This is a genomic window from Thalassolituus hydrocarboniclasticus (assembly GCF_025345565.1).
Classification (GTDB): Bacteria; Pseudomonadota; Gammaproteobacteria; order Pseudomonadales; family Oceanobacteraceae; genus Venatoribacter; species Venatoribacter hydrocarboniclasticus.
Window position 1 is genome coordinate 577501 of the sequence record NZ_CP054475.1, and the last position, 25535, is coordinate 603035.

Consider the following 25535-nt stretch of genomic DNA (forward strand, 5'->3'; position numbering starts at 1 on the left):
TATCCATGAGCAGGTTGAAGGTTGAGTAACATCAACTGGAGGACCGAACCCACTACCGTTGAAAAGTTAGGGGATGACTTGTGGATAGGAGTGAAAGGCTAATCAAGCCCGGAGATAGCTGGTTCTCCTCGAAAGCTATTTAGGTAGCGCCTCGTGTCTAACCATGGGGGGTAGAGCACTGTTAAGGCTAGGGGGTCATCTCGACTTACCAACCCTTTGCAAACTCCGAATACCCATGAGTTCAATCACGGGAGACACACGGCGGGTGCTAACGTCCGTCGTGAAAAGGGAAACAACCCAGACCGTCAGCTAAGGTCCCAAAGTTACAGTTAAGTGGGAAACGATGTGGGAAGGCTAAAACAGCTAGGAGGTTGGCTTAGAAGCAGCCACCCTTTAAAGAAAGCGTAATAGCTCACTAGTCGAGTCGGCCTGCGCGGAAGATATAACGGGGCTCAAACTGTACACCGAAGCTACGGATGCAATTTATTGCATGGTAGAGGAGCGTTCTGTAAGCCGTTGAAGGTCAAGGTGTGAACCAGGCTGGAGGTATCAGAAGTGCGAATGCTGACATAAGTAACGACAAGGGGAGTGAAAAACTCCCCCGCCGGAAACCCAAGGGTTCCTGTCCAACGTTAATCGGGGCAGGGTTAGTCGGCCCCTAAGGCGAGGCTGAGAAGCGTAGTCGATGGGAAGCGGTTTAATATTACCGCACCTCTTTATAGTGCGATGGGGGGACGGAGAAGGCTAGGCCAGCACGGCGTTGGTTGTCCGTGTTTAAGGTGGTAGGCAGAGGACTTAGGCAAATCCGGGTCCTTAATGCCGAGAACTGATGACGGTGACTCTACGGAGTCCGAAGTGGTCGATGCCATGCTTCCAGGAAAAGCCTCTAAGCTTCAGCTATAAAGAGACCGTACCCCAAACCGACACAGGTGGGTAGGTAGAGAATACCAAGGCGCTTGAGAGAACTCGGGTGAAGGAACTAGGCAAAATGGCACCGTAACTTCGGGAGAAGGTGCGCCGGTTTTGGTGAAGGACTTGCTCCGTAAGCTGAGACCGGTCGAAGATACCAGGTCGCTGCAACTGTTTATTAAAAACACAGCACTCTGCAAACACGAAAGTGGACGTATAGGGTGTGACGCCTGCCCGGTGCCGGAAGGTTAATTGATGGGGTTATCTTCGGAGAAGCTCTTGATCGAAGCCCCGGTAAACGGCGGCCGTAACTATAACGGTCCTAAGGTAGCGAAATTCCTTGTCGGGTAAGTTCCGACCTGCACGAATGGCGTAATGATGGCGACACTGTCTCCACCCGAGACTCAGTGAAATTGAATTCGCAGTTAAGATGCTGCGTTCCCGCGGCTAGACGGAAAGACCCCGTGAACCTTTACTATAGCTTCACAGTGAACTTTGAATTGGCTTGTGTAGGATAGCTGGGAGGCTTTGAAGCAGAGACGCCAGTCTTTGTGGAGCCAATCTTGAAATACCAGCCTGGTCAATTTGGGGTTCTAACTCTGGTCCGTTATCCGGATCGAGGACACTGTGTGGTGGGTAGTTTGACTGGGGCGGTCTCCTCCCAAAGAGTAACGGAGGAGCACGAAGGTCGGCTAATCCTGGTCGGACATCAGGAGGTTAGTGTAATGGCACAAGCCGGCTTAACTGCGAGACAGACACGTCGAGCAGGTACGAAAGTAGGTCATAGTGATCCGGTGGTTCTGTATGGAAGGGCCATCGCTCAACGGATAAAAGGTACTCCGGGGATAACAGGCTGATACCGCCCAAGAGTTCACATCGACGGCGGTGTTTGGCACCTCGATGTCGGCTCATCACATCCTGGGGCTGAAGCCGGTCCCAAGGGTATGGCTGTTCGCCATTTAAAGTGGTACGCGAGCTGGGTTTAGAACGTCGTGAGACAGTTCGGTCCCTATCTGCCGTGGGCGTTTGAGATTTGAGAAGAGCTGCTCCTAGTACGAGAGGACCGGAGTGGACGAACCTCTGGTGTTCCGGTTGTCACGCCCGTGGCATTGCCGGGTAGCTACGTTCGGACAGGATAACCGCTGAAAGCATCTAAGCGGGAAACCTCCTTCAAGATGAGATCTCACTGGAACTTCGAGTTCCCTGTAGGGCCCTGGAAGACTACCAGGTTGATAGGTCAGGTGTGTAAGTGCTGTGAGGCATTGAGCTAACTGATACTAATTGCCCGTGAGGCTTGACCATATAACACCCAAACCCGGAAGGGTTGATTGAATACGACAAGCAACTGCTTGTTCGCTTGAGAATCTCTTCACTTAACAGTGACTCATGTATCCGCCCTAATTTGAAGTCATGTCGCAGAACGCGTAAGACGACCAGCTTCATAAAGGTTTGCTTGACGAAAATAGAGCTGTGGAACCACCTGAATCCATTCCGAACTCAGAAGTGAAACGCAGCATCGCCGATGGTAGTGTGGGGCTTCCCCATGTGAGAGTAGGTCATCGTCAAGCTCTTATTCAAAGCCCCAGTAGCGAAAGCTGCTGGGGCTTTTTCTTTGCTGCTAAGAAAAATAAAACTCTACGCAGCCCATCTGCAGCTCCGCCAATATCAGGCTCAGCCACTTCCCCACGACCTTATGGTCCTTCTGTTTATACTCGTTCGGGTTACTGACGAAATAGAATCCTGCACTGCGCCCAGCCGGCTCACCGCCAGGCGCCTGTAAGCGTCCTGAACGCAGTTCGAGGGCCGATATCGGCAGGATAACTGGAACAACTCACAGACCCGCTCTGGCAACGCTCAGGCTGAACTTTCACCGGTTGGCAGCTATCAGGCATTAAGTGTTGCTTCCCTCCCCGATTAGGGTGAAAGAAGGTGTTGCGACGAGAGAGCGTCTGCCCGGCTTAAACTTTCGGTAGATTTGTCGGTTACTCATACTCCAGTATTTCTCAGTTTTTGAAATTTGGAGATTTAGGGTCATCTGAATGAGCTGATTTCAGGTGTGATCGTCGTTCAGGTAGTTTCGGGGGAATAAATCCACAGGTTAGAAACGTTTCAGTTCAGTATTTTTCAGATATTCATAACCACCTATTCATAACCACCGGTGGGCCTCATCCCTGCTGGTTAAAGGATGATATTAATTGATTTATCACTTTTGTATTCAGGGTAAAACAAAACAGAAGTCTTATTTTTTTATGTAAAGGGTACGAACGTACTTCTAATATTGATTGATGCTTTTCTGGCAGCCTGTAACCTAAGTTAACAAATTATAAAAAACATAAACAAGCGATCACCGCGGTTACTCTCCACCTGTATTACAGTCATTAATAGTAATCTTCCCTGTGCTCGCTTTATTGTACTAAGGTGCCAAGTGATAAAAATAATCTTCACGCTTGTCCTTACGGTTGTACTTTCTCCCATCGTCGCTGCTGCAATGCAGCCTATGACAGACGAGGAGTTGGGAATTCAGACTGGGCAGGCTTTCTTTCAGATAGACCGCGATACTTCTGGCTCCGTCGACTTTACAAAGTTCACCTTTGGTATGGACATTGACATATCCATGAACTCCGATCTTGTTGAGCTGGGCCGATATGACCGTGCGGGTGAGGCTGCAGGAAGCAGTGATATACGCATTAATGATTTTGCACTTGGCAGTGTTAATAACGACGGCACTCTCAATCCATTCCGTATTACAGATCCTTTCTTTGAGTTGGCGTTTGAGGATGTAAATGGAAAGGAAGAGTTAGTAGGCATTCGCCTGGGATTCGGGTCTGCTCTGGGGAAACTCAGCGGTAATATTGAGTCGCTTACTGGGAATATTGAGGTAAAAGTTGCCGGTACAGCTGCTCCGATTATCGATCAGGCGGACGCTGGTCAGCGATTTCTTTTATGGGTTGCAGGTGTTAATGATAGTACCGAATTAGAAGCCGGAGCTGAGCTTGTTACCGCTTCGGGTGATCCTGATGCTGTTCGCGCTCAGTGGATTGGTGTGAAGAATGATGACACCCTTGGATGTCCGTCAGGAGGAGGTAACTGTAGCGGCTGGACAGGCGGTTTATTGAGCTTATTTTCTTCCGATAATTGTGCGGTACTGGGGATTGCAACTTGTTTCCCCCTTGGCAACTTCCGAACACTGGATATTGGCTCCGGCAGCAATCCTGCTTCAGGTATGTTTATTTCATTTCAGACCAAATCAATCAGCTGGATTGATAACGGTGTTGGCACCCCTACAGTGTCAGGCGCTTTTATGAATATCCCAAATGGCGGTATTACGGTTGACTTCGAGCAGTCTTTTAATGGTATCGAACGTATCCGTACCAAGTTCCTGGACCCTTACTATGACTAAGAATTTTCGCTATGCAATATTAAGTACGGTTCTTTTATCTGTGGTCAGTCAGGTCAATGCAGAACTTATTGGCTTGGATGATCAGGAATTGGGCAATGTCGATGGTGAAGGTATCGGTTTTATTCTTGAGGATTTCGCTTTTGAGGCTGGGGCTGATGTTGCTAATGGTAACCGGCTGGATATCAGCGGTATTAAAAATAAAAATGGCCAGGATGTGGTTCTGAGTGTGTCTCAGTTTTACGTTGCAGGCGCCGGAAGCAATCGCGGCGCCAACGTTATTGGCAATCCGGTTAATCTTGGTCGTCTGCTCTATCCCTACAACCTGGAACTGGTGGATGGAGATACGATAGGCATTGCTGACAAAGCGGTATTTGAATACAGCGCACCGCAACGGAATACAGGTCTGTTGTCAGGCACGGATAGCATGCTTGTTTTGGCGACAGAGAACAGGACAGAAAGACGCTTCCCTAATCAGCCGCAATCAACGGGCCAGCGTGTTGATCGGGTTACGGGTATTGATACCTCGGTGCTGAATAGCAGGGCCTCTGAACGTGCGGATTTCGGCATTCGGTATGACCTGGAAGTTGCTGGTGCGCGAGCCCAATCTCTTGAAGGGCATGCTGAAGGTTTTGCCATTGATGGCAGCTATGTTCGGTTGTGGGGAGAAAACAATGAAATGGTTGGTAATCTGGCTCTAAAAGCTTTTGCTAGTGAACTGACCTTTTATGCATGTGACTCCGCAGGTAATAATTGCGGGCAGGATGTTCGTTTTCAGAACTTTGTTCTTGAGAATGAACTGGGCTGGGGGGAGAAGCAGCCGGTGACTTTCGAGGTAGATTCGAGTGGCAATTTCACCATTGAAGTTGGCCGCCTGAGCAGCGCCTGTGCAGACCTTAATTCATCTGGCGGATGTTCTCTGGGTAGTGCAGGTTACTCTGATTTTTATAATAACGGCCCACGTGCTGATATTCATATTGGCAATGTATCTGTGGGTGGCTCAGATTTTGGTAGCGCCACTATTTCCAATATGCAGATTCAGTATCTGCGAGCAACGAGCAGGGATCTTTGATGAAAAAACTCTTACTCGTCATAGCTGCCTTAATTCCAGGGTACAGTTTTGCGCTGGAGCCTTTAAGCTCCGAAGATTTAAGTGCCGTCTCCGGTCAGGGCGGTGTTTATCTGTCGGGTGATATTACGATCAATGACAATGGTGGTCCGTTAAATATTGATGGTCCGACAGCTAATGGCTACAACTGGCAGGCGGATTGTTCAGGTTCATCTGACGATAAGCGTTGTGGTGGACGGATTGCTGTGAACTCCGGAACAGCTGGCGGCTGGTTGGTTCTGGATAATATCCGTGGTCGGTTTTCTTTCGAAGGGTTGACCCTGAGAACCCGGAAAATTGATTCCGACTTTAACGGCGATGGTGCAGCCTTTAATAGTGATGTTTTTGAAATCGGTTTGCCCAATAACCTGAATTATGAGGATGCGTCGTTCACCATTGCTAACAGTAACAGTGCCCGGCCGACGGACCCTGGTTTTATGCAAACCGATATCATGACAGTTAATATCAACGGCACAGCCAATTTGCAGGGGAACCTGCTGATTTTCCCAACCGGGGCGCCCTGATGAAAAAAATAATAATAAGCAGTTTGGCCGCTGTGCCTTCATTGCTGAATGCTGGTCTGGTTCCGATGGCAGATCAGGAACTACAGACGGTTAATGCACAAGCAGGTATCACGCTGGAAACATCCAGCCATCTGACGGTCGGCGACATTACCTATACAGAGGATTCCAACAGGCTGCAGTTACAGAATATTGAGCGGGGCAGTCAGGCTGATATTTCTCTGCCGTCTTCAAGTAAGCAGGTTGTTGATGTTCTGGCAGATGGATCACTGCAGATTAGCAGTGAAGTCTATCCAACCTCGTTGGCCATCGGTGCGATCCGTATCAATGACTCGGCAGCGAGTTTTGGTCAGTTTCGTCTGAATTACAGCGGTACGAATATTATCAAGGTTGGTGCAAGCAGCTCGCCTGATAACTTTCTTGAGGGGAGCTTCCAGACATCGATCAGTGATGCAGAGCTGATCTGGACAACCAATGGCAGTTCGGTGAGTTTTGATGATATCGGCTACAACGCCAATATTACCCGTCTGGCCATTGGTGAAGCTGTTGATGGCTCCCGGACAGGACTGAATTTTGATCTGGATGAATTCAGTTACTCCTTCTCTACTGGTGGCGTGAAGTTAGGTGGCGTGTCGCTGGGAACTCTGGCAGGACAATTAGCCTTGTCTGGTGATGCGCAGATTTTTGCCGGAGGCCGACAGGGCTCGGAAGGTATCAGCCTTAATGCCTCGTTAAGCATCCTGGATGACCCAACCAACTATGTGCGCTTTACCGATGATGGTAATTCACTCTTTATGGGTAATTTCAGCGGTGCACTGAACGTCAGTAATCTTACTTTTGACGTCATGTCCGATCACCTGCTGCTGGGCTATGACCAGTTGGATGGCTCATTTAATGCGAATCAAATTCTGATCGGCGACAGTACCAATCCCGTTGGTGCAATTCAGCTGGATTTTCTGTTTAAAGATGGCAATGGCTATAGCAACCGTATGGCTTTTTATCCGGGGATCCGTCAGCCAGTATTTACTGATTTACCTGCGGCAATCCGGCCTTATGCAACGGGTTTTTATTCCGGGCTGAATGGTTCCAGCGACGGTATGTCAGCTGCGGTTGAATGGAATCTGGCGAATGCGGAAGCGGCCTATATTGATAATGGTCGTATGGTTGTTGTCAGTGGAATTGAAAGCTATGGGCGTGGTGATCTGACGCTGGATGTGCGTTCATTCGATCACGATAACAATGCCGGCACCGCAGACAAAACCGCGATTGCTATGGGTATGAACCGCGTTCAGGGCAGTTACAGTATTGATGGTTTACGTGTCGGTAATAAAACGGCCCCGATTCAGGGTGGCGCTGAGTTGCTGCTGTCGCTGGAAGTGTTCCAGGCAATGGATTTCAATCTTGATGGCTATACGCTGATCACTGCTGGCGGCGTCAGTGGTGGTGGTATTCAGATTGATGGCGACTATTTGTTCAGTGATACCAACATCGGTTTATCCATTGATGAAAACGGTAATGGCGTCTGGGCCACCGGGGTGAATTACGATATCCATCTGCGTGGCATTCAGGTGGATGTCAGCAATACCGGTCTCAGCGTAAACCGCACTGAACAATGGAGCACTATGAATGTGGATAACATGCGCTGGGGCGATAAAATTACCGGTCGCAGCCTTGGACGCATTCAGCTGGAACGTTTTGAAAAAGGATCGTCTCTCACCATTAATCCAGGCGGTTCTGGTGCTGTGTGCGTTGGTGCCAGTGGTGATGCGGCGAGCTGTGCTAGTAATGGTGGTCGCTGGGAAGACCGTGGAAATGAAGGGATGACGGTTGCATTAAAAGCAGCTTTTGCACCAGAAGGTCCGACCAGTGATGGTTCGATAGCCCGCAACCGTCTGACCTGGGAAAACAACCGTGATCTGGATGGCAGTGGTAATCCGATTAATGGCACTGGAACGCAGATTATTTTTGATTCTTACAGCACCAGTGATGGTCTGGGCGTAACTGATACCAACGATTATGGCTTCCAGGCGAATCTGAAGATCGATGTCTATGAAACTAAAGTTGCCAAAAAATTTACGGGTGCTGATGATAACGGCATCATTGGTAATCAGGGCGACGAATTGATTTACGATGATACCAGTCGTACTACATATACCTACGTCGCCAATCCAACCGCAGCTCAGCTGGCCTTGCGTCCACAGGGCTTTGCGGTACAGGGTAATGTTTCCTTCAAGGATCTGCAGATTGATCAGGTGCAGCTGAAGCATCCGGACGTCGCTCTGCCACAAACCGTATTCTCCGGTATCGTGATGCAGAACCTGAACATGACCACTAACCTCACGGCGACGCCTATCCGTTAGTCCTCTTTCATGTCGCTGCTGCCAATGAGGCTGTTCGGGCGTATACTATGCGCTCGATTCATTGGCAGCGGAGTAGCACATGAGCCAGCAAGACCGTTTGGTCATTTTTGACACCACAATGCGCGACGGCGAGCAAAGCCCGGGCGCGTCCATGACCAAGGAAGAAAAGGTCCGCATCGGTAAGGCGCTGGAGAAAATGCGCGTCGATGTGATTGAAGCTGGTTTTGCCGCCGCATCTCCGGGCGACTTTGCTGCGATTCAGGCGGTTGCTGAAGCGGTACGTGAGAGCACTATCTGCAGTCTGGCCCGTGCGGTTGACCGCGATCTGGAACACGCCGCCGAAGCGCTGAAAAAAGCCGAGCGTGCGCGTATTCACACCTTTATTGCTACCTCGCCAATTCACATGCAGTACAAACTGCGTATGCAGCCGGATCAGGTGGTCGAGCAGGCGATTTATGCGGTGAAGAAGGCCCGCAGCTTTGTTGAAGATGTTGAGTTCTCCTGCGAAGACGCCGGCCGTTCTGAGAATGATTTCCTGTGCCGTATTATTGAAGCTGCCATTAACGCTGGTGCGCGCACTATCAACATCCCGGATACTGTTGGCTATGCCATTCCGGAAGAGTTTGGGCACAAGATCAAAACCCTGCTGACCCGCATCCCGAATTCCGACAAAGCCATTTTCTCGGTGCATTGCCATAATGACCTTGGCCTGGCTGTGGCGAACTCGCTGGCCGCTGTGGCTAATGGTGCGCGTCAGGTGGAATGTACCATCAACGGTCTGGGTGAGCGTGCGGGTAATGCTGCGCTGGAAGAGATTGTGATGGCGACCCGTACCCGTCAGGATCTGTTCAATATCAGCACCAATATCGATACCACGCACATCGTGCCGACCTCTCGTCTGGTGTCTTCCATCACCGGTTTCCCGGTACAGCCGAACAAAGCCATCGTTGGTGCCAACGCCTTTGCGCATGAGTCCGGTATTCACCAGGATGGCGTGCTCAAGCACCGTGAAACCTACGAAATCATGAAGGCCGAAGATGTGGGTTGGGGCGCCAACAAAATGGTGATGGGCAAACACTCAGGCCGTGCGGCGTTCCGCAGCCGTCTGGAAGAGCTGGGTGTGACCTTTGATACCGACGCCGCACTGAACGAAGCCTTTGCCCGTTTCAAAGATCTGGCTGATAAAAAGCACGAAATCTTCGATGAAGACCTGCAGGCGCTGGTAACTGAAACCATCAGCGCTTCTGCTCCAGAGGCTTATAAGCTGGTAGCGCTGGAATGCCATTCTGCTATTGGTGAGACTCCGGTCGCGGAAGTGGTGGTCAGCCACAACGGTACAGAGCAACGCTCTAAAGCCAACGGCAGTGGCCCGGTTGATGCAGCACTGAAAGCGATTGAAGGCGTTGCTAATTCTGGTGCCAATCTGCTGTTGTATTCGGTTAACGCAATTACTCAGGGAACTGACTCTCAGGGTGAGGTGACCGTGCGTCTGGAGAAGGGCGGTCGTATCGTGAATGGCAGTGGTGCAGATACCGATATCGTTGTGGCATCGGCCAAGGCTTATATCCACGCGCTGAATCTGTTGCTGACCGGTAGTGATCGTCAGCATCCGCAGGCCGACGGCGTATAACGGATGCGTGAGCAGCAGCGGCTCGATTATCTGCAGGCGATGGGCATCACACAGTGGATGCCACGCCAGCCGCTGCCTGGCGTACCGGCCCCGCGCTGGTTGCCGGAAGATGCGTATGCTGCGGCAACCCGCCCTGCACTGACATCTGAGGGGGGTGGCCATATTGCTCACCCGATGGCAGCTCAGCTGCTGCATGAGGCCGCCGCTCAGCCCTCTGCCAAAGAGCCTGTTGCGGAACAAAGTAAACCTGCCGGCACTCCGGCTGTGGCTATTTCTGACGTTGCTTCTGAAGTTGTTGCCGACGTTGCCGCTACAACAACTTCGGATCTGACTCCTCCGCGTTTTGAGCTGCACTTTCTGCGGGTATCGGCCGCGGGAGTCTGGGTCTGTGACGATGCTGCTCAGGCCGAGCGTCTGGCGGCTTTTGCTTATCGGGTGATGTCCGCCCTGCAGTCTCCGGCCGGTTTATTACAGGCCCCCTTATGCTTCCGCTGGCCATTTATTGAATCTGCCCATGATGATCAGAGCCGGCCGGTTGCGTTACAGGCGTTGTCTGCGCAATGGCAATTCCTGCGCGATCAGGGTGTGCGCTATGCCGTGGCTTTTGGTCAGGACAGTGACCATTGGTTGCAGCAGGTGCAGGCGCCGCTGTTATTCCGCGCGGCCTCCCTTTCTGATGTGATGCAAAACGCTCAACACAAGCGTCAGCTCTGGCAGGCCCTGCTGACTCAGGCCGAGTTATAACATCATGCATGTCCGTCCTGCGGTTGAAGCCGATTTTTCTGCGGTTTATCAGATCGAACAACAGGCTCATTTTCATGCCTGGCCGGAAAGTGTTTTGCGCCGTTATTTTTCCCGTGAACATTGCGTCTGGGTGTTGGAAAACAACGACCGGATTATTGCCTATGCGGTGATTACGCTGGTGGCTGGTGAATCGGAATTGCTGATGATCGCCGTAGACCCGAAGCAGCAGGGTCAGGGCGCCGGGCGTGTGCTGATGAATGCATTGCATGATTTTCTGCTGGAACAGCAGGCAGAACAGTGGTTTCTGGAAGTGCGTGAAAGTAATCACAAAGCGATTGCGCTGTATGAATCGATGGGATTTTGTCAGGCCGGCTGCCGGCGTAATTATTATCCGACAGCCTCTGGTCATGAGGATGCCCTGCTTTATTGTCTGGAGCTGCAGGCATGATTGACTCCGGCCTCCTGCCTGAAATGGCGCTCTGGTGGTCGGCCATTATTTCTGTTCTTTTACTAATTCCTGCTCTGCTCAGTTATAACTGGCAGGCGTTACTTAACCTGCGCGGTGCGCAGCATTTCTTTTTCGGCAGTGTGGTCGTGTTGGCTTTGTTGTGGAATATGCAGGCCGGAATATTGCCAGGGCTGAGCTTTCATTTAATGGGGGTTACTGCGATTACGCTGATGATGGGCTGGCGGCTGGCTCTGTTATCCGTACTGTTGGTGCAGGTTATGCTGGTGCTGGTAGGGAAGCTCTGGTGGGCGGCTTTGCCATATCAGTTCTTATTGGCCGGTGCGTTACCGGTATTATTCAGCTACGGTTTTTATCTGCTGGTTTACCGCCGCATGGCGCATAACCCTTTTGTTTATATTCTGGTTGCCGGATTTTTAAATGCCGGTTTAACCCATGGTTTTTCTGATTTATTGCAGGGTTTCGGTTTGTGGCTGCTGGATGTCCATCCGGCGGAATTAATCTGGCGTGATTATTTACGCTACCTGCCGATGATGATGTTCCCCGAAGGTGTGGTAAACGGCATGTTTATCACCGGTATGGTGGTTTACCACAGTCGCTGGCTCAGCACCTTTGACGAAGATTCGTACTTTAACCACTGAAAACACCGGCCACTGACAGGACTGTGCTGTTCAGCGCGGCGCGTATTTCTGCAGCTTCCGCTGCAGGGTACGGCGGTGCATATTCAATACCCGCGCCGTCGCCGAAATATTCCCCTGCTGTTCGTTTAACACGCGCTGGATGTGTTCCCACTCCAGCCGTTCTACCGACATTATATTGCTGTCGTCCGGCAGCGGTTCCTGCACTTCCCCGGAGTCGGCAAATGCGGCAATTAACTCCTGCAGAGTGGCGGGTTTATGCAGGTAATTATGTGCACCCAGTTTTACCGCTTCGACCGCCGTCGGAATGCTGGCGTAGCCGGTCAGCATCACGATGCGGCAGTCGGGGTGTTGTTGCTTCAGACGGCCGATCAGTCCCAGGCCGGATTCCTGTTCCAGCCGCAGGTCGAGGGTTACCCACTGTGGCTGGAGATCCTGCGCTGCCTGCAGAGCTTCATCGCCACTGGCAGCAACGGCGGTCTGATGGCCCTGGCGCTCAAGGCTGCGTGCCAGTACCTGACTGAAATGCAGGTCATCATCAATAATCAGAATACGTTTATTCACGGGGTTATCCATGCTGGTGGCTCAGGGGCAGGGTGATGCGGCACAGGCTGGCGCCGTTGCTTTGTGCGAGCAGGTGAACCGAACCGCCGAACTGTTCCACACTGGCATTGCTCAGGTAAAGGCCGATGCCCATGCCGTGCTCTTTCTGACTGTGAAAAAGATTCTGCTGCTGGATATGCTCAGCGGCTTTGGGGTCAGGCTGCAGAATGTTCAGATGCCACTGACCGTTTTGCACCACACTGTGCAGATGTACTGGTTGCTGTCCCGCTTCGGCGGCGTTATCCAGCAGATTCAGCAGTGCCTGATCGAGCAGAGGGGAGGACGGAATCTCGGCTTCACAGGCAATGCCATTATCCACCCACAGTGCATTCGGATGGCTCAGCCGCCAGCGGTGCAGCAGGCTGCTCAGCCAGGTATGAGCCTGATGATGACCAACCTGATGAGCGGTGCGCCCGGCATTGGCCAGCTGCTGCAGAGACTGGCGGCAAATGCCAACCTGCTCACGCAGGATATGCAGATCGTGTTTGCTCAGCGGGTGGTCGGGTTGCTGGGCGATGTCGTCGAGAATCATATGCATGGTCATCAGCGGTGTGCCCATTTCGTGGGCGGTACCGGCGGCCAGAGTGGCGATGCCGATCAGCTGTTCATTTTTCAGCTGTTGTTCGCGCAGTTGCTGAATTTCCTGCTGTTGCTGCTGGGAAGATTTGAGCAGCAGCGGGATAAAAGTCACCACGATCAGGGCACTGATAACAAAGGTCAGCCACATGCCGGCCAGATGCAGATCAAATAAGCTGTGACCCGGCAGGCCATGTACATGATTGCTGAGCAGCGGCTGATACCACTGAGTCAGCAGGCTGTAATCGGCAATGCAGAGCACAGTGATCAGCAGCGAATAGCTGATGGGCAGGCTGTAGGCACTGACGACCAGCAGAACCAGAAAGTAGGAAATAAAAGGGTTGGTGGCGCCGCCGGTAAAGAACAGCAGACCGGCCAGCAGCTGGCATTCAAAGGCCAGATGTAAAAGCAGATGCCAGTCCTGAATATTACGGCGGTAGCCCTGCCAGCCACTGATTGCTAACAGCGGCAGATAAAGGGCGAGCAACGCCCAGGCGATATCCAGACCGGCAAAGCCCTGCCATTGCAGATAAAGCAGAAACATCAGCCAGATACTGGCGATGGACAGGCGCAGCAGGGCGAGGCGTTGCAATAACAGGTTCAGTTTATGAGTCATGGCTGCATTATAGCGTTGGCGCAGCAGTGCAGCAGCAACAAAGCGGTATTCGCGTGCATTGCTGTAGCAGGGTTATTGATACAGCTCAGGAATCAGCCCCCACACTGCCCGGATACAGGAATCGTCTGGTCAAGAGGCGAGGCTTTGCATATCATTGCGCCCCTCAGACCGGGTTGCGGCAAGCGTCCGGATATCTCCTGAATCCAGCACGATGCTGGCAGGCCAGGCTCAGAAGAAGATCGCAAGCGATGTCGAAATCCCCATTTGAACTGGAAGTCGGTAAGCGCCGTACTTTCGGTATTATTTCGCACCCCGATGCGGGTAAGACCACCATCACCGAAAAGCTGTTGCTGTTCGGTAATGCCATTCAGTTGGCCGGTACGGTGAAAGGCAAGAAAACCGGCCGTATGGCGACCTCTGACTGGATGCAGATGGAGCAGGACCGTGGTATTTCCATCACCACCTCGGTAATGCAGTTTCCGTACAACGGTCGCATGGTTAACCTGCTGGATACTCCGGGTCACGAAGACTTCTCGGAAGATACCTACCGCACCCTGACCGCGGTCGACTCCGTACTGATGGTTATTGATGGCGCCAAAGGTGTAGAAGACCGGACCATCAAGCTGATGGAAGTCTGTCGCCTGCGTGACACGCCGATCTTCACCTTTATCAACAAAATGGACCGTGAAGTCCGCGACCATATTGAAGTTCTGGACGAAATTGAAACCATCCTGAAAATCAAATGCGCCCCGGTGACCTGGCCAATCGGCATGGGTAAGGCATTTAAAGGGGTGTACAACCTGATTACCGACACCATCCATGTGTTCACTCCGGGTCAGGGCAGTGTGGTGCCGGATGATATTCAGATTCAGGGGCTGGAGTCCGCTGAAGCAGAAGCTTTACTGGGTGCAGAGTTGGTTGCCGAGCTGGTGGACGAAATTGAACTGGTGCGTGGCGCCAGTTACGAGTTTGATCTGGATGAATATCTGCGCGGTGAAATGACGCCGGTATTCTTCGGTACGGCCCTGGCCAACTTTGGTGTACGTGAGCTGCTTAACTACTTCGTTGAGTGGGCACCGGCGCCACTGGCGCGTGAAACCGATAAGGGCGCGGTTGCTCCGGCCGATGATAAGTTCACCGGCTTTATCTTTAAAATTCAGGCCAATATGGATCCGAAGCACCGTGACCGTATTGCCTTTATGCGCATCTGTTCCGGCACCTACAGCAAGGGCATGAAGATGAAGCACGTACGCATCGGCAAAGATGTAAAAATCGCCGATGCCGTAACCTTCCTTGCCGGTGACCGTTCGGCGGTGGAAGAGGCTATTTCCGGCGATATTATCGGTTTGCATAACCATGGCACCATCCAGATCGGTGATACCTTCACCTTTGGTGACGATATGCAGTTCACCGGTATTCCGCATTTTGCTCCGGAACTGTTTAAGCGTGTGCGCCTGAAAGACCCGCTGAAAATGAAACAGCTGCAGAAAGGCCTGCAGCAGCTGTCTGAAGAAGGTGCGACCCAGCTGTTTATGCCGCTGAATAATAACGACCTGATTCTGGGTGCGGTGGGTGTGCTGCAGTTTGATGTGGTACAGCAGCGTCTGCGTGATGAATACAAAGTTGAGTGTATTTATGAGCCGATCAGTGTCAGCACTGCACGCTGGGTATACTGCAACGACAGCAAAATGCTGGAAGACTTCAAACGTAAGGCTGCTGAAAACCTGGCCATCGATGGCGGTGGTTACCTCACTTATATTGCCCCTACCCGGGTGAATCTGAGTCTGACTCAGGAGCGCTGGCCGGATATTCAGTTCAGTGCTACACGCGAGCATTAATGCAGAAAGGCTGAAACAGTAAAACTGATGCAGTAACAAAATAAACCCCGGATATCCGGGGTTTATTTTTTGAGTTTTACTCAATCAGAATGCGACCTGAATATTGGCGGGCCAGTATTCAGGTCTCTGGCGCTATCTCCGCATTTTATAAGATGCGGGGATTACCTGAAGTACGGTTCATTTTCCGGCGCAACAGCAATGGGGTCATACCCAGCAGCCACAGCAGTGAACCACCGCCGGAGGATGAGCGACCGGAAGATGAACCACCACTGTCTGTGCCATCTGTACCGTCGCCACCGTCAGATCCATCGCCGCCGTCCGGATCATCACGGTTGTCGACAGGGTCGCTGTTATCACCGATACCGTCACCATCAACATCAGACCACTCGGCCGGATCCTCCGGGAAAGCATCTTCATCGTCGATGTAGCCATCAGCATCCGTGTCACGCAGTACCCGGCCCAGTGCGGTCAGTACAGGCAACTGCTCTGAGGTGCCGAAGTCCCAGAAGCTGACCGGCTGTCCGTCAGGCGCGGTATAGGTGCTGTCAGACCAGCCATTAAACAATGTGATGGAGGCACAGCTGGTATTATCAGCACTCACCGCGCAACGCAGAGCGGCATCGCTTACCGCACCGTATTCAGCGCTGTTGTCATCGAGCAGGTTACTGCTGCCCCATGGCTGTTGCGGCCCGCTTTCTGTTGCCCAGTAACTGTTGTTGATGCGCATCACGTCTGATTCCCCAACCATGGCACCGGCAATATCGGTTGCGCTGCTGATCACACCAGATACATACGCATTCTGAATAATGATTGTACTGTTTAAGCCTCGGCCAACCAGTCCACCGGCGCTGTTTTTCGAATTCACATTGCCGCGTACATAGGTGTTTATCAACGTGCCATTGTTTCTGACCCGGCCAATCAGGCCACCCGTTTCATAGCCGTCAACATCACCGTAAAAAGCGCTGTTACTGATATCGATTCCGTCAGCGCTGCCTACCAGTCCGCCAGCCTGTGCAAAGTAATCATTATTAGTAGCGGTAACATTGCCCATGTTATAGCTGAATAAAATCTGGCGTGGCGTACCGCTATTGTTGATCATTACTCCTGCCAGGCCACCGACATAAGCCTCTCCGGCAACATCCCCTCTGATCCAGACACCGCTGATATTACTGTCCCAGACACCGCCGGCAATGGCGCCCACATAGGTGTTGGCAGTGACCGACATTAACGGACCGTCGAGACTGAGTAAGCGTATATCGGCATTGTTAATAGTGGCAAACAGCCCCTCCCAAATACCTGATGGGCGGTTAATATAGAGGTTACTGATACGGTGGCCATTGCCATTAAACTGTGCTTCAAACGGATATTTTCTGGACCCGATCGAGATCCAGCCTTCGCCGTCATTCCAGTATTCATCATTGGCATCCATCTGGCCGTCGCCATTGGTGTCAAAGTCGAGGTCAGCGGTTAATTCAAAACCATGACATAGGGTGTTGGGACAGCCGGCGGTGATACCATCCATGCTGGTGCCGTCCAGATTGTTGCGGATATTGTTCAGGTCAGCCAGCGTCTTAATTTCAATCAGGCCATTGCCATCGGCATCGACCACCTGATCTGCCCGTGATGCACTCGGGTCCAGAGGGAAGGCATCTTCGCTGTCGGCAACACCATCGTTGTCATCGTCCGGATCGGCGTTGTTGCCGATGCCGTCTTTGTCTGTGTCGGCCCATTCCGCCGCATCGTAAGGGAAGGCATCGTTTTCATCGGCTACGCCGTCGTTGTCGTCATCTGTGTCGCTGTTGTTTCCGGCCCCATCGTTATCGTTATCCAGCCATTCGTTGCTGTCATCCGGGAACGCATCGCGGTTGTCACCAACACCGTCACCGTCACGGTCGCTTGATTCTGTATCGTCGTAAGGGAAGGCATCTTCATTATTGGCGACACCGTCATTATCAATATCCGGATCGGTGTTATCGGCAATACCATCGCCATCGGTATCCGTGCTTTCACTGGCATCAAAAGGGTACTTGTCATCTGCATCGAGCACGCCGTCGCCATCGCTGTCACGGTGGACAACGCCATTAATCAGCAGGCCCGGCAGTTGATTGCTGTCACCGAAGTCCCAGTAAGGTACTGGCGCTGAGGTGCCGGCATCGTAGGTTTCAGTTTCCCAGCCGGAATAGAGTACGGCGCTGCTGCAGCTGCTGTCGGTGCCTGCAACCGGACATTGCAGTTCGGCCAGGGTGACACCGGCATTGCCGACAGAGGTAACCGTACTGCCATTGACCATGTGTGTCCGGCCGGTGGTATCGGTTGCCCAGTGGCTGTAACTGATAAACTCATTACCATCGCGGTAAACCGTGCCCACCAGACCTGCGGGTGTTTGTGTGGAGGTGTAAGTGACATGTCCGATGGCAAAGGCGTTTTTAACTTCACTGTGAACCATTGAACCGACCAGGCTGCTGGCGGATGAATTGCCGCTGACACTGCCTGTGGCAAAACTGTTGCTGATGAGTGAGCCTTCCCGCAGGGTGCCGGCCAGACCGCCAGACATGACGCCGGACGCCTCCTGACTGGTGCCCATGATATTACCGGTGGCGAAACAGCCCTCAATGACGGAATTGGTGGATGACATCCCCACCAGTCCTCCGGCACGCCAGGAATTGGTCGTTACATTGCCGGTGGCGTAACTATGGCGGATAACGGCGTTATTCTGCGCCCAGCCTATCAATCCGCCACTGGTGGTTCCGTAAGCGAAAACTTCCACATCGGCACTGGCATTAATCACCTGAGTATTCACGATGTGTCCTGCCAGTGGTCCGACAGACTTATAACCGGTAATAAAACTCAGCGGACCGCGCAAATGAATATTGCTGATGGTTGTGTTTTCGACGCGACCAAACAACGATGCATAGCTTTCACCGGGGCGATTAATCAATAAATTATGGATGCTATGATTATTACCGTTAAATACCGCGGTGAAGGGAGTTGAGGGGTTTCCGATATGCTGCCAGCCAGTGCCGTTATTCCAATAAGGGTCGTATTCATTCAGAACACCATCGCCGTTCTGGTCAAAATTCAGGTCGGAGGTCAGCTCGAAGCCAACGCAGCCACTTGACGGACAGCCGGCGCTGGAACCGTATAATGAACGGCCATCCAGAGCGTTGCGGATTTCATTCAGGTCGGCCAGATCATTGATTTCGATAAGGCCGTTATCGTCAATATCGTAGTCAGCACGATTATTTTCGGCAAAGACCTGCGTACTGCTGGTAAAGAGCAGGGCAGGCAGGAAATATTTAAGGGATTTCATTGTTTCTCCTGGTGGTAGTGAATACCGGTTGGGGAAAAATCAGAGGTTTTATATCCGTTGAGGATTTTATCGATAAACTTCCGGTACTTAATCCTGCAAAAGGATGGAAATCCATTTTTAAAATAAGGTTTTATGTCGTTGTTAAAATTCTGAAAATAAATGCTGATTAAATTCCATGTGCTTATTATTTTTCAGGCATGGTGACGCGAAGGGATTTCTTGCTGATGACGTTGTTTTTTATTTTTCATAATCAAAAATAAAAAACCCCGCGATGCGGGGTTCTTTATATCAGCTGCTGTATATCAGCTGCTGTTTGTCAGGCTTTTGACTTACGGCGTAATACCAGAGGAGCAAGTCCCAGCAACCAGATCAGCGAACCGCCGCCAGAGCTGCCAGATGAGGATTTTGGCGCTGTATTGGACGGATCATCCGGGTAGGTATCATTAAAATCCCAGATGCCATCGCCATCACGGTCACGTAATACATAGCCCTGTGCGGTTAACACCGGCATTTGATTCGCGGTACCGAAATCCCAGTAATTCACCACCGTTTCATCGGCCAGTGTGTAGCTGCCTGTCCACCCAGAGTAAAGTGTAGCTTCCGGCGTGCAGTCGGTATCATCGGCCGCAGTCGGGCAGCTGAGAATGGCCTGAGAGTAAGTTCCGCTATTGGAATCCAGGGTAAAAGAGCCATCACCATAAGCGGATTCCTGACCGGTTTCTTCGGTCCAGTAGCTGTTATAGGCTGAAGTACCGTTGGATGACGCAACCAGACCGCCAGTAACCGCGCCTTCCGGGGCGGTTACTTTACCCATGGCATAAGAACTGTAAATATTCATCGTGGTGCGGGAAGCACCAACCAGCCCGGCAGCAAAGCCGGTGGTGGCACTGACATCACCGCTGGCGTAGGTATTGCGGATACTGACATTCTGCGCAATGCCAATCAGGCCTCCGGCAACCTCTGCGCCGGATACACCGCCGGTGGCAAAACATTCAGTAATATTGTTGTCAACAATACTGCCGATCAGTCCGCCGCTATATGTATTGCCCGTCACGCTGGCGCCGGAGTAGCAGAAAGAGGCGGTATTTCTCACGCCGCTTTCCGGGGCAAATCTTCCGATTAAACCACCGACATTGACACCTCCCTGAACCTGACCGGCGGTGCTGACATGGGTTACTTCACCCTTGGTGATCAGGCCAATCAGAATGCCGACATTGTTCTTGCCGGTGACTGAGGTCTGTGGTCCTGCAACAGCCAGATTATAAACCTTACCCCAGTACACATGGCCGAATAAACCGACGTTATCGGTTTCAGGACGGTTGATATAGAGGTTACGGATAACATGATTGTTACCGTCGAATACGACACCGAAGGTCGGGTTCGGGCTGCTGCCAACAGGATCCCAGCCCAAGCCGTCATTCCAGAATTCATCACTGGCGTCAATCACGCCATCACCATTGGTATCGAAATTCAGGTCGGTGGTCAGCTCAAAACCGGTACAGCCGCCTTCCGGGCAGCCTGCTGCAGTGCTTAAGTTAAATTCAGATTCTGCATCGCGATAATTACGCATCGCGTCCAGATCCTGCAGGCTGTTGATTTCAATCAGCCCGTTATCATCCAGATCGTAATCGTCGCGTGGTTCCGCAGCTAATACCTGAGCGCTAAGGCCAATAATGGCGGTCGCCAGAAGAGTTTTTTTAAGGTTCATAGTGTCACCCGATTATCCATCATCGTCGTTATGTGATTTTGATCAGCTGCCTGACTATTCTGAAGTCCAGGCAGGCATGTATGGTGAGCGGGATCTTATTACCGGTTGTTACGGGATTTTATCCTCCATAAGAATGAAATATGTTAATGATCTGAGGGGAAGGATGAAATTATGACGTATGGCAATAATTATCTATGTTCATTCTTTTGGATGGTTGGCTTTGGGGTGAGTAGTGTGCATGTTTTTTATTTTTTAATTAAATAGCCAATAAAGGGCCGGAGAGAAGATTAGTGTTTTTCCGGTAAAAATATTTTTTCAGGAAATTATTTTTATATTCAGTGTTTAATCGCCGGGTAAACTCCGGAGTATTTAAATTCTGCGTTAAGTATTGTTGGCAGGGTGAAAAAACTCCGCCGGAGCGGAGTTTTGAGGCTTAGTGCCGGATTACTTTATTCAGACGTAGCGTAAATGGTAACAAGCACAGCAGCCAGATCAGTGAACCGCCGCCAGAGCTGCCAGATGAGGATTTTGGCGCTGTATTGGACGGATCATCCGGGTAGGTATCATTAAAATCCCAGATGCCATCGCCATCGCGGTCACGTAATACATAGCCCTGTGCGGTTAAAACGGGCATTTGGCCGTCTGTACCGAAATCCCAGTAACCGACTTCAGTGTCGTCGGCCATTGTGTAGCTGTTTGTCCAGCCTGGGTAGAGCGTTGTATCAGTAGTGCAGTCGGTATCATCGGCAGCAACCGGGCAGCTGAGGACGGCCTGAGTATGGCTGCTGTTCTTGTCATCACCACTTATTGTACCGCTACCATTGAGGTACTGCTGGCCCGTTTCTGTGGCCCAATGGCTGCTGTTGATCGAGCTGTTATTGGCCTGGCCAATCAGCCCGCCTGCAATACCTGTACTGTTGGAGATGCTGACCTTACCTGTGGCATAAGTGAAATAAACATTGAGAACGCCAAAGTCGTTAGCCCCGATCAGGCCACCAGCTATATCGTTTGCACTGACATCACCAGTGGCATAGCTGTCTCCGATGCTAATGTTCTGGGTTACACCGATAAAACCACCGGCTTTGGCATTGGCGGTCACATCGCCCTTGGCAAAACACTGGTATACATCAGTTCGATTGCTAAAACCGATTAACCCACCGGCCGGGCTTTCGCTGGCACTTACGTCGGCTGTGGAATAGCATAAAGTGACTTTACGTCTGCTACCTTCGTAATAAGCTCCGCCAATTAATCCGCCGACATTGATCGCACCTTGAACGATGCCGCTGGTGCTGACATTGGTTACGTCACCTCTTGTGATTCGTCCAATCAAAATACCGACATCATTCTTGCCAGTGACAGAGGTTAGCGGCCCGGCGATGGCTAGGTTACGAATATGACTGGTCCCGCTATATACCACGCCGAACAAACCGACGTTATCGCTTTCCGGACGGTTGATATACAGGTTGCGGATAACATGATTGTTACCGTCAAAGATGGCGCCGAAGGTTGGGGTGCCTCCAACCGGTTCCCAGCCAGCGCCTTCGTTCCAGAATTCATCACTGGCGTTGATAACGCCATCGCTATTGGTATCGAAATTCAGATCGGTGGTCAGCTCAAAACCGGTACAGCCGCCTTCCGGGCAGCCTGCTGCAGTGCTTAAGTTAAATTCATATTCTGCGTCACGATAATTACGCATCGCGTCCAGATCCTGCAGGCTGTTGATTTCGATCAGTCCGTTATCGTTGAGGTCGTAGTCTTCGCGTACGTCAGCAGCATGCAGCAGGCTGCTGGCGCCAGCGATGGCGGCTGTCAGGAGGGTGGTTGTCAGTTTCATAATAGTCGAGTCATCCATTTTCGTGGTTTGTCGTTGCCCGTACGATATGCCAAATGCTGCAATGCTTATCGATCGGATATGCCGGGAGAAATGATATGCCCCGCGAGAAGGCTTTATTATCGTCCGTAAGGTTGGAATGCGTTATTGTGCGACCAATATTGATAATAAAATGATTTATAGTGATCTGCGGAATATCTGATATGCTGATCGTTTATTTCAGACCATCCTTTTGGCTGGTTACAGATGATTTAATATGAATTATCTTAATAGGCTTATGTGCAGCCTGTAGGGTGAGGCATGGAGGGCTGATATGAAAATACTTCTGGTTGATGATCATCAGATGTTTGTGGATGGATTAAGGGGGATATTGTCTGCCTCCGATCTGAATGCTGAAATCGAAACGGTTAATAATGGCAAGGCTGCTCTGGAGCGTCTGAAATCGGTAAAGTTTGATATCGCCCTGGTGGATTTGCGCCTGCCTATCATGGACGGCTTTATGTTGCTGTCTGAGATGAGCAAGTGTGGCAACCTCACTCCGGTTATTATTGTTTCTGCATCCCGCGACCCGGAAGATATGCGCAAGGCTATTGAACTGGGTGCGATGAGTTTTATCCCGAAGTCATCGTCGGGCGACCGCATTGTTCAGACCATTGCCGATGTGATGAATGGCAAAGTGGTCTACTCCAATAAAACCGATGTTAATGAAGAAGACTTTTTGTCTGACGGTGCTCTTTGGGCTGCCCAGCACAATATGACGCCGCGTCAGCTGGAAGTTCTGCGGCTGGTGAAAAAAGGACTGTCCAACCAGGCGATTGCCGAGCAGTTGTGCCTGAGTGTGGCTACGGTAAAGTCTCATCTCAGCGCTATCTTCCATGCACTGGGGGCTCAGAGCCGTTCTGAGTCCAGTAAAAAAGCACATCAACTGGGCCTCGATTAGGCAAGTATCTATGCAGCGATTATGGTTTAACCAAAATACTGCCACGTCATCTGAATATGAAAATGAGATCCTTGCTGAAAAAATCAGGGTAGTTCGCCGCAATACACCAATGATCCTTCTGGGCAATTTGTTGGGCAGTGTGCCTTTATTAATTGTCTTCTGGGGAGGTGATTATGCAACGCGGGTAATTTGTTGGAGCATTGCTCTTTATATTATGCTTGCGATCCGGATGGTGCATTATCATTATCCGGGCAATACGATCAGTACGCATAAAGAAATATTCCGCTACGGCAGAAATCAGACCTTTCTTATTTTTCTTACCGGCTGCGTATGGGGAGCTGGTGGTGCAGTACTGTTTGATGCAGAGAATATTAATAACCTTGCCTATCTGATACTGACTTTTATCAGCATGATCGCCGGCAGCATGGTGTCACTGTCTTCCCGGCCGTTATCCTACATATTATTTTCCGCTCCGCTGATGTTACCTATGATTCTGAGTATGGTTACCCAGGATCAGGTTATGTATCGCTGGATGGGCTTCGGTGCCGTGGTGTACCTGTTTGCCACTTTTGGTTTCAGCCGGACGGTGCACAGGGTTATCGACAACTCTATTCGTCTTAAATACGCCAACCTTGATCTGATTGCCGATTTGCAGCAGCAGACTGACCGGGCGAACCGGGCCAGTGAGGAAAAGTCGCGCTTTCTTGCATCCGCCAGTCACGACCTGCGTCAGCCGTTGCAGGCGGTCAATCTGTATACCGAGATTCTTGCTGCAAAAGTGAAAGATCCCGAGCAGCAGGCGGATTTGCGTAACATCCGCCAGGGCGTGGGGGCACTTAACGAGCTTCTGGATGCGCTGTTTGATGTCTCGCATCTGGACTCAGGCAACGTGCAGGTCAGGCGTGCCAGTTTTGTTGTTGAAGACATCCTGCGTAAGCTTGAGCGTCAGTTTCAGCTGAAGGCAAGGCTGCAGGGGCTGGAGTTTAATGTTAACTATGGCCGGCATGTCGTTAATTCAGATCCGATTTTGCTGGAAAGGGTTATCACGAATTTGCTGGTTAATGCATTCCGCTATACAGAGCAGGGGCGGATTGATGTCTTTTTTGAAAGTGGCAAGGGTAACGCCCTGCAGGTGCATATACGGGATACCGGTATCGGCATCTCGGCTGAAAATCTGGAAGCCATTTTTCAGGAGTTCTTTCAGGTACAGAATCAGGAGCGTGACCGGCGTCAGGGGTTGGGGCTCGGGCTGGCAATTGTCCGGCGCATTATCAGTTTATTGGGGCATGATATTGAAGTGCGTTCCGAGCTTGGCAGGGGGACTGAATTTATTGTGACTCTGCCGCGCGGCCGGGAAGAAGATTGTCCCTTGCCTGAGTTAAGTCGCGTGGAAGGAAGCGCTAAGGAGGGCAGTCTCAATGGTTTGAGGGTCATGATCGTTGATAACGAAGCGCTGATTCTTGAAGCCATGGATTCGCTGATCGCATCCTGGGGTGCCGAATGTACGGGCTTCCTGACAACGGAAGCCGCCCTGCAGGCTGTCAGGGATGGATATATTCCACAAATGCTGATTGCCGATTACCGTATGCCCGGAAAATACAATGGTTGTCAGCTGGTGGCTGAAATCCGCTCAGTGTTGGCAGACGTACCGGCTCTTATTGTAACCGGTGATACCAGTGACGAAGTGGTGGAGGAATTTCGCCGCGAGCGCCTTGATTATCTGCATAAGCCCATTAAGCCTGCGCAGCTGAGAATGCTTGTGTCGCGCGCACTGAAGCGGGATAGGCAGCCGAATAGGGCTGAGCATGAGGCGGATGAATGCTGACAGTATTGTCAGCCCGTGCTTGCAGGTCAGTCTGTCTGGGCTAGTCTTAGAGCAGTTATTATTCTGCGGACTGACTCTTATGGTTGCTTACTTTCTGGCCGGCATGGTGCTGGCATGCGCGCTCTGTTATGGCGCTTACTTCCTGTTGCAGGCAAAGGTTCTGGATGAAACGCTTACGATGGATGACGGCAAGGGCTATTTTCTGGTAGCCTGCATCCTGATTGGGTTTGTCGTCAGCGTTGCCTGCTTCTATGTTGGCCAGACGCTGGGCTACGACCAGCAGGAAGACACATCGACCATGATGGCACTGTCCATTCTGCTCGATATCATGGTTACCATGCTGACCCTGATTTACGGTCTGGTGAAGTTCCGCGAGCCGGAGCATTACTGACCAAAGTACAGTCGTTACAGATATCTGAACCGCCGTTTGCTGACCGCAAACGGCGGTTTCTTTTACTGTGATGGCGGGCGCCATCCCAGTGCCGGTGCGGGCTTAGCCTTCGTGTCCGGTCGGA

The 25535-nt window shown here is 51.4% G+C and carries 17 protein-coding genes and 2 rRNA genes (1 of these 19 running past the window's edge); 14 read left to right on the forward strand and 5 right to left on the reverse strand.

Annotated elements, in window-relative coordinates:
• The 10 genes from HUF19_RS02425 to HUF19_RS02470 form a co-directional block, all read left to right on the forward strand.
• Positions 1-2211: ribosomal RNA gene (locus HUF19_RS02425) — 23S ribosomal RNA — on the forward strand; it begins 678 nt to the left of the window's first position.
• 150 nt (positions 2212-2361) lie between these two features.
• A 5S ribosomal RNA gene (gene rrf / locus HUF19_RS02430) occupies positions 2362-2477 on the forward strand.
• Positions 2478-3334: 857 nt separating this feature from the next.
• Positions 3335-4309, forward strand: coding sequence for a hypothetical protein (locus tag HUF19_RS02435; RefSeq protein ID WP_260998333.1), 975 nt, complete (start codon positions 3335-3337; stop codon positions 4307-4309).
• Positions 4302-5378, forward strand: coding sequence for a hypothetical protein (locus HUF19_RS02440; protein ID WP_260998334.1), 1077 nt, complete (start codon positions 4302-4304; stop codon positions 5376-5378). The genes HUF19_RS02435 and HUF19_RS02440 overlap by 8 nt, the downstream gene beginning before the upstream one ends.
• Entirely contained in the window at positions 5378-5938 is a 561-nt protein-coding gene (locus HUF19_RS02445) for a hypothetical protein (protein WP_260998335.1), read from the forward strand. Before HUF19_RS02440 ends, HUF19_RS02445 begins: the two co-directional genes overlap by 1 nt.
• Complete coding sequence (locus tag HUF19_RS02450; protein ID WP_260998336.1) at positions 5938-8295, forward strand: DUF6160 family protein; 2358 nt, start codon at positions 5938-5940, stop codon at positions 8293-8295. The genes HUF19_RS02445 and HUF19_RS02450 overlap by 1 nt, the downstream gene beginning before the upstream one ends.
• Positions 8296-8374: 79 nt before the next feature.
• Positions 8375-9925 (forward strand): 2-isopropylmalate synthase, encoded by a 1551-nt coding sequence (locus tag HUF19_RS02455; protein WP_260998337.1) that lies wholly within the window; start codon positions 8375-8377, stop codon positions 9923-9925.
• Between the two features lie 3 nt (positions 9926-9928).
• Complete coding sequence (locus HUF19_RS02460; RefSeq protein ID WP_260998338.1) at positions 9929-10669, forward strand: hypothetical protein; 741 nt, start codon at positions 9929-9931, stop codon at positions 10667-10669.
• 4 nt (positions 10670-10673) lie between these two features.
• Positions 10674-11117 carry a ribosomal protein S18-alanine N-acetyltransferase gene (rimI, locus tag HUF19_RS02465; RefSeq protein ID WP_260998339.1) on the forward strand — a complete coding sequence of 148 codons (444 nt, stop codon included), beginning with the start codon at positions 10674-10676 and terminating at the stop codon, positions 11115-11117.
• Positions 11114-11776, forward strand: coding sequence for an energy-coupling factor ABC transporter permease (locus HUF19_RS02470; protein WP_260998340.1), 663 nt, complete (start codon positions 11114-11116; stop codon positions 11774-11776). Before rimI ends, HUF19_RS02470 begins: the two co-directional genes overlap by 4 nt.
• Before the next feature lie 30 nt (positions 11777-11806).
• Here HUF19_RS02470 and HUF19_RS02475 read toward each other — a convergent pair whose 3' ends face one another.
• Both HUF19_RS02475 and HUF19_RS02480 read right to left on the reverse strand, forming a co-directional pair.
• Complete coding sequence (locus HUF19_RS02475) at positions 11807-12337, reverse strand: response regulator transcription factor (RefSeq protein WP_436317736.1); 531 nt, start codon at positions 12335-12337, stop codon at positions 11807-11809.
• 4 nt (positions 12338-12341) lie between these two features.
• Entirely contained in the window at positions 12342-13568 is a 1227-nt protein-coding gene (locus tag HUF19_RS02480; RefSeq protein WP_260998342.1) for an ATP-binding protein, read from the reverse strand.
• Positions 13569-13816: 248 nt separating this feature from the next.
• Between HUF19_RS02480 and HUF19_RS02485 the strand changes: the two genes are divergently transcribed.
• Entirely contained in the window at positions 13817-15406 is a 1590-nt protein-coding gene (locus HUF19_RS02485) for a peptide chain release factor 3 (RefSeq protein ID WP_260998343.1), read from the forward strand.
• Positions 15407-15551: 145 nt separating this feature from the next.
• Here the strand turns inward: HUF19_RS02485 and HUF19_RS02490 are convergent, their stop codons facing one another.
• The 3 genes from HUF19_RS02490 to HUF19_RS02500 form a co-directional block, all read right to left on the reverse strand.
• The gene (locus tag HUF19_RS02490) at positions 15552-18716 is read right to left on the reverse strand and encodes a GLUG motif-containing protein (protein WP_260998344.1); all 3165 of its coding nucleotides are present in this window, start codon (positions 18714-18716) and stop codon (positions 15552-15554) included.
• A 316-nt stretch (positions 18717-19032) separates the two neighbouring features.
• Positions 19033-20424 (reverse strand): hypothetical protein, encoded by a 1392-nt coding sequence (locus tag HUF19_RS02495; protein WP_260998345.1) that lies wholly within the window; start codon positions 20422-20424, stop codon positions 19033-19035.
• A gap of 433 nt (positions 20425-20857) precedes the next feature.
• Positions 20858-22258, reverse strand: coding sequence for a hypothetical protein (locus tag HUF19_RS02500; protein WP_260998346.1), 1401 nt, complete (start codon positions 22256-22258; stop codon positions 20858-20860).
• Between the two features lie 310 nt (positions 22259-22568).
• On the opposite strand from HUF19_RS02500, the gene HUF19_RS02505 reads away from it, so the two are divergent.
• From HUF19_RS02505 to HUF19_RS02515, 3 genes are all read left to right on the forward strand, one after another.
• Entirely contained in the window at positions 22569-23195 is a 627-nt protein-coding gene (locus HUF19_RS02505) for a response regulator transcription factor (RefSeq protein WP_260998347.1), read from the forward strand.
• A gap of 214 nt (positions 23196-23409) precedes the next feature.
• On the forward strand, positions 23410-25020 hold the full coding sequence (locus tag HUF19_RS02510) for a hybrid sensor histidine kinase/response regulator (protein WP_260998348.1): 1611 nt from the start codon (positions 23410-23412) through the stop codon (positions 25018-25020).
• A gap of 79 nt (positions 25021-25099) precedes the next feature.
• A complete protein-coding gene (locus tag HUF19_RS02515) occupies positions 25100-25411 on the forward strand; it encodes a hypothetical protein (protein WP_260998349.1) in 312 nt (103 codons plus the stop codon).
• Positions 25412-25535: the final 124 nt, after the last annotated feature.